Raw genomic sequence first — 6,114 nt, forward strand, 5'->3', positions numbered from 1 at the left:
TTGTGGCCAAACGGCTACCGTCACTGTATGACGCAGGGTGACCTGACGAACGAGCAGCAGGCGGTGCTGGAGTCGCTGCTGCCGACGGAGAAGAAGAAACCGGGCCGTCCGTCGCCATGGTTGAAACGTCAGTTGACCGACGACATCCGATGACGACCCGGATGGGTGCGCCGTGGCGGGGCGTGCCGGCCCGCTACGGGCACTGGCGCATAGTCCACGGGTTGTTTTCGGGACTGGCAGCGGGACGGAACGTGGAAGACGATCCTGACCTGGTTGCAGACCCTGGCGGACGCCCGTGGCCTGATCACCTGGGAGGTGTCGGTGCACGCGACAGCGCGTGAAGACCGCTGTCGAGTGCACCGTCCCGTTCAGGCTGACCTACCAGGCTCTGGCGGTGCTCTGGTGTGCCACCACCGGCCACGACCCGCCGCTATCACCATCAGGTCATATGCCCCGATCGGCCGACGCCCGCAGAAATCCATGCCGAGGCGGATATCGTAGTCAACGGTGTTGACGGCATCTTCCGCAAATTTGATCTTTGGGGTGTTCGAGGCCGAGCGCCTGTGTCGCCATTGCCGGAAGCCAGTGCTCCGCATCGCCCGCGACCGGATCGTCCACGCTCACGAACAGCCCCCATCGACACCCGCCTGCTTCGAGCGGGACTGTACTGGCTGCGATCATTCGCCGTCCAGGGTTTGCGGCTGTCCCGCGTCCGGTCCGGGCCCGAGGTCTCAACCGCGCACAATAGATTCACCGCCGCCGATGGGCCGGACGCGACGGCGCGGACCGGAGACGGCGGTACAGGTCGTGACGCACTGATCGTCCCACGAAGATGATCCGCACGGGACGTGGCCGGCATCCGTCAGTTCTTGGCGTCCGACCATCTGTCGATCACGGAAACGTCGGCGACGAACCGGACCCGGCTTCCGGCCGCCCAGTAGGCGGCGGTCGCGGCCAGCGTCCGGTGCGTGAGCAGCACGGCGTCCTCCGCCCGGTCGGCGGGGACGTGCAGCAGCAGCTCGTCGTGCAGGCAGAGGACGATCGTGCCGCTGAGGGGGAGAAGTTCCTGGCGGACGGTGACCGCCCACGCCTTGAACAACTCGGCCGCGGCACCCTGGATGACGGCGTTGCGAGCGAACCGGCCGCGCGCGGCCGCCGACCGATCCGTGTCCACCTGGGGCCCGCCGGCCCGATCCGAGCCGGCCCGATCCGAGCCGGTGGGGCCTGAGCCTGCGGGGGCCGAGCCGGCAGGGGCCGACGGGGCGGTGCGGATCAGCCGGCCGCCGAACGTCCGCAGATCGAGGCCGGCCCGACCGGCGGCGTCGGCGGCGTCCAGGTAGGCGATGGCGCGGGGGTATGCCTGCCGCATCTGGCGCAGGGCCGCGCCGGCGACACCGGAGGTCTGCCCGTACATCGCCGCCAGGACCGCGACCTTGGCGGTGGGTCGGTCGCAGCCGAGCCGGGCCGCCACCGGCGCGTACATGTCCTCGTCCCCGGCCGCCCGGGCCAACGCAGGGTCACCGGAGACGGCGGCCAACACCCGTGGCTCGATCTGGCCGAGGTCGGCCCGCACGATCCGGTGACCGGGTTCGGCCGCCACGGCGACCCGCAGGCCGGCGGGCAGGTTATGCAGCCCGGCCTGGGCGGTCATGCGCCCGCCGGCACCGTCGCTGCCGCGCCAGCCGCCGCGCAGCCGGCCGTCCGGCCCCACATAGCTGTCCAGCCAGCGGTACCCGTAGGTGGTCGCGATCCGCTCGGCCTTCCGCCAGGTCAGCAACGCCGAAACGACCGGGTGGACGTCGCGCAGCGGCTTCAGTCGAGCCGACCTGGTGTCCGGGACGTCGATGCCCAGGCTGAGCAGGGCGGCTCGCAGCTCCGCCGGATTACGCAGATCCACCCCGCCGCCGAGGTGGGCCAGCACCGGAGCGTCCCGTGCTCGCCGCGTGGCTGCCTCCTCGGCGTCGTCCCGCGGCCGGAGGCCGGCAGCCCTGGCGATCATCTGCTGGGCGGCCGTGCGGTCCAGCGGCAGCCCGTCCCGCTCCAGCTCGCAGGCGAGCAGTTCCGCCGCGGACTCCGCCCAGGCCGTCAGCACCGCCAACGGCGTGCCACCCGCAGCCTGTGTGCCGTCCGCCGGTGTCTGTGGGTTGCCCGCCGTCCGCGTGCCGCCCGCCCGCGTCCGCGGGTCATCCAGTTGGCGTAACGCACGCTCCTGCGCCGCCCGGACGACGAGGGCGAGCTGCGCGAAACGGGCAGCCCGGCGCAGCCGACCGGCCGGGTCGCCGCGGCCGGGCCGGGTCCACGTCTCGTCCGCCCAGTCGCGGCGGAGCTGGCCGTCGCCGCGGACCGGCTCGTCCGGGTCCTCCCCGTCGGCCGCGTCCTCCGCCGCGGCCAGCAGGTCGAGCTGCCCACCTCGCGCCGCCTTCCCGTCACCGGCGGGTGGTGGCAGCCCCCGGGCGGCGGCCCATAGCGCGCCGGGGTCGTCCCGCCGTCCCCCGTGTAACACCCGGTGGACGGCGGCCAGGTCCCAGCATGCGGCCATATACACGCCGGCGGCGACAAGCGGCGCCGCCGTCCCCCGAGCCGACCACCACACCCACCGGGGCGCGCAGGCGGTCTCGATCGCGGTCAGGACGGCGGACGGTTGGCAGGCCCGCACCGCCCAGCCGCCCCGCTCGGAGGCCAGCCCGGCTCCCGCCCCGGCGACCACGACGACCGCCACCGGGTCCCGCCGTCCGACCCCGGCCGCATGAAGGGCGTGGGCGACCTCGCCGGCGGTCAGCAGCGGCATCCCCATCCGCTCATCTTCGCGCCCGTGGACCCTGCGCCGGGGACGTGGCTTCGCCCCAGCCGTGGTAATCCGTCCACATCCGTCACGGCGCGCCGGTCGGATGCACCGGGAATTCATGGTCAGAGAATATCGAAGTCGAAAAAGCCGAACTTTCTCTGCATATCACTCTGGAGCGTGTTCCACGTCCTCGCGCACCCGCGGCAGTCCTTTTTCTTCTCGATGAACATGCGGGTGTCTATCTCGAGCCTGCGGGCGTCATCGGCTGCGGTCGGAAAATCCGTGGCGTCGCGGGAAATATCCCGTGCAAGACGTTACAGAATGCGGCCGGTTGGGCAGTGAGAAACATCTCACAGGGCAGGTGGCTGCCCTTGGTGTCGGCTGCTCGGGGTGAGTGACCTGATATTTGGTGGCGATCAGGACCCGTCGCAGCTTACCGATCATGTCGGCGGTCGATGGGTTGGTCCTGGTGGTGTACCAGGGAGCGCGCTCGCGATGATCGGTGACGTTGGCGGGATGGTGGCCGGCGGTGGCGTACCAGAGCATGACCAGGGTCTGGCAGACCAGTCCGAACGGGACGGTGCGCTCGACCGCGCGTTGCACGCGGTTACGGGCCTGGCCAACCCCGAAGGTCTGCTTAGCGTCTTCGATCATTATTTCGATCGACCATCGAGCCGCGTAACGTGCGACGAGCGGGGCGGGTCTGATGGTGATGTCGGTGGTGACCAGGGCCAGGTCGTAGCCGCCGCGGGGGATGCGGTGGGTGCGTTCACGGACGAGGAGGACGGTGACGGGCCGCGGCCCGAACACTCCGTACCACAGGCAGGTGATCGTGGCGGTGTGCACGGTGACGGTCTGGCCGTAGCGATGTACCCGGGTAGGGGTGAAGGTCGCGGTGGCGGCGAGTTGGGTGAGGCTGGGTAGCCGGTCGCCTTTGAGGCGGGGTCAGCCGCAGTGGCCGGTGCGTGGTGGGGCCAGCCGGAACAGGGCGGCGTCCGTGCGTAGCCGGGTGGTCCAGGTGACGGTGGTGGGCAGGGTGCGGAGTTGTTCGCCGGCGTAGGCGGCGTCGGCGACCACGTGTAGCCGCCGGTCGGGCAGTGCGTCGGCCAGGGCGGTGACCATGGTGGTGGCCAGGTGCAGGCGGGAGGAAGAACCAGTGCGCCCGGTCGTGGGGCCAGTCCTGTGACAGTCCCGAGCCGATGAACATCCCGCACACCGTGCGCCGGCCGGTCTGGCTCAGCATTCCTCCCACCAGGGCGCGGAACGTCTCGAACGTCGGTGCGGTGAAACACGGCTGGAGGGTGGTCAGCAGCACCGCCAACGACGGCGGTAAAGTCACAGATGGGAGCATCGGCGTCCACTCTTCGTGAGTTGGTTTGGCTGGTTTTGGTTTGGCGACTGTCGCCATCCCAGGCAGGAGGCCACTCCCATGAGAACGACACGCCGCACCCCCACAGAAAACCGGGGCCGGAGGTGCGCCGAGGCCGGTAGCCGGACAGCCTGAACCCGCTCATCCAAAAAGACTCTCCGACAGCAGACGGAGAAACCGGCGCCCCTATGCCGTCGGCCGGAAGAACGCACCGGCGGATCACCCGGATCACTTACACAGACCGAACAACCACGCCCACTTTAAGTATTCGATCTTTAACGAAAAGTCAATCTGCCGAAGCCCTGGGTGCATACGCAGGCGTGGACGGTGAGTTTCCCGCTGGCATGTCTTGGCCAGTTGACGAAGTACGGTACGGCTGGGATCCAGGGTGTGCCGCTGAACTGTTACATTTTAACCCGCTTGCTCCTTATGCCCTGCCGTCAGGAGACCCGACGGCGGCTGCGATGACCGGTCAGTTCTGGCTGTTGAGATAGCCGATGGCCATCGCACCCCACCATCCGACCTGGGACAGCATATTACTGATCACTGATCGGGTCAGAAGCATCCGGGACGCAACGGCGGCAGGCTGTTCCAGCCGGTGCTGGACCGCCTGGATGTGCAGGCCGTTGAGTGCGATGAGGAGCACCAGGCCGATCTTCACCCGTGTCAGTGGTGCGGACAGGTCCGGTTGCAGCAGGACACCGCTGAGCACGAGCCCCGCCAGCCCGGCCCAGATCAGCGCGTGCAGGCCGTCGGCCACCTGGATGACGTCCGGGAAGCTGCGTCGGCCGGACAGCCACAACAGTGCGAAGAAGTCGATGGCAAGGACCGCGCCGAACCCGCCCACAAGCGCGGCGAGATGCACGAACAGGGCGACGGTGTGCAGGACCGGGTCGGCGGTGAGGTGGCTGGCGGTCCAGACGGCTGCCGCCCATCCGAGGATGACCATTGCCCCGGTCGCGAGGAAACAGATCCACCGTGGCAGAACCCCGCCGCCGGGCGGGGAGGTCCGGGTAATGATCAGGCTTGGAACAGGTCGTGGGTCCGCGGGCAGGGAAACGAGCCGCTCGGGAGCCGTCCCCTCATGATCGCTCATGGTCAGCGCTTGAGCGCGACGTCGGTGAAGGTGGCAGTCGCGCCGCTGGTCAACGCGGGCGTGTGACCTTCTACGTGGTGTGTCTCGCCGGCGGGGGGCTTGCGGAGCACCTGCTGCCCGCGGCTGCCCTCGTACCAGCTTTCGGCGGGCTCGACGATATAGGCGATCCGCCACGGCCCGGTCTGGACTTCTCCTCCCTCGGACCGGATTTCCTTTGCGAGTGTCCTGTACTGCTCGATCACGCCCTCCGGCAGCGCGGTGGGGGCTGCGGTCGAGCTGCTTGCCGGGTGTCCCGGGGATGTCGTCGTGGTGTCGGTCGTCGAATCGTCGGAACAGGCGGCGAGGCCGAGTACCAGGGAGACAGGCAATGCGAGAAGGGTTGTTCGTTGGAACACGCATCCTCCTTCAGGAAAGCTTAATTTTCAAGTTAAGTTAACCTAAATAGATCATGATTCGTCAACCAAATCACTATCCCTGGTCGCGGAAACGCTCTCCGTGAGCATTGGGGCTGGCGGAAACCTCGCCTTCCCGGCACGCCATCGACCGGGGCGTTCGTCGCCAGCCGCCGCATCGCTCGTATCTGATCTCTGTTCGAGGGGTCGGGTGGTCGTGATCGAGAGGAGGAATCGGTGGCTGCGCGGAGGTCTGCGCGGCGTGGCGTGCCGGGATCCGGTACGCCACGCCCATGGATGTCGGATATGACGCCCGCACCCGTGCTTACCAGCAGCGACGCATCGCGGAAGGCGTAACCCCACGGGGGATCGTCTGCTGTTGGAAGCGGTCCGTCGTCCGGAAGATCTACCGAGTGTTCCTGCCGGCGGCTGCGTCACCGAGAACTCCGGAGGATGCCCCGGCCTTCAGGCC

6 protein-coding genes are annotated in these 6,114 nt (G+C 68.7%); 1 reads left to right on the top strand and 5 read right to left on the bottom strand.

Going from position 1 to position 6,114, the window contains the following annotated elements:
- The first annotated feature begins 27 nt into the window (after positions 1-27).
- Positions 28-153, top strand: a complete 126-nt coding sequence (locus CV1CTNOD_RS27340) for a transposase (protein ID WP_165485455.1) — start codon at positions 28-30, stop codon at positions 151-153.
- Positions 154-862: 709 nt separating this feature from the next.
- Here the strand turns inward: CV1CTNOD_RS27340 and CV1CTNOD_RS11560 are convergent.
- The 5 genes from CV1CTNOD_RS11560 to CV1CTNOD_RS11575 form a co-directional block, all read right to left on the bottom strand.
- The gene (locus CV1CTNOD_RS11560; protein ID WP_431607100.1) at positions 863-2,788 is read right to left on the bottom strand and encodes a DNA polymerase; all 1,926 of its coding nucleotides are present in this window, start codon (positions 2,786-2,788) and stop codon (positions 863-865) included.
- 255 nt (positions 2,789-3,043) lie between these two features.
- Positions 3,044-3,631, bottom strand: coding sequence for a hypothetical protein (locus CV1CTNOD_RS26565; protein WP_242606607.1), 588 nt, complete (start codon positions 3,629-3,631; stop codon positions 3,044-3,046).
- Between the two features lie 99 nt (positions 3,632-3,730).
- Positions 3,731-3,907 carry a hypothetical protein gene (locus CV1CTNOD_RS26570; RefSeq protein ID WP_242606608.1) on the bottom strand — a complete coding sequence of 59 codons (177 nt, stop codon included), beginning with the start codon at positions 3,905-3,907 and terminating at the stop codon, positions 3,731-3,733.
- A 719-nt stretch (positions 3,908-4,626) separates the two neighbouring features.
- Positions 4,627-5,250, bottom strand: coding sequence for a hypothetical protein (locus tag CV1CTNOD_RS11570; RefSeq protein WP_131786112.1), 624 nt, complete (start codon positions 5,248-5,250; stop codon positions 4,627-4,629).
- A 2-nt stretch (positions 5,251-5,252) separates the two neighbouring features.
- Entirely contained in the window at positions 5,253-5,645 is a 393-nt protein-coding gene (locus tag CV1CTNOD_RS11575; protein WP_131786113.1) for a hypothetical protein, read from the bottom strand.
- Positions 5,646-6,114 lie beyond the last annotated feature (469 nt).

Origin of the sequence: Protofrankia symbiont of Coriaria ruscifolia, from assembly GCF_900634745.1 — a bacterium.
In the GTDB taxonomy this organism is placed as follows: Bacteria; Actinomycetota; Actinomycetes; order Frankiales; family Frankiaceae; genus Protofrankia; species Protofrankia californiensis.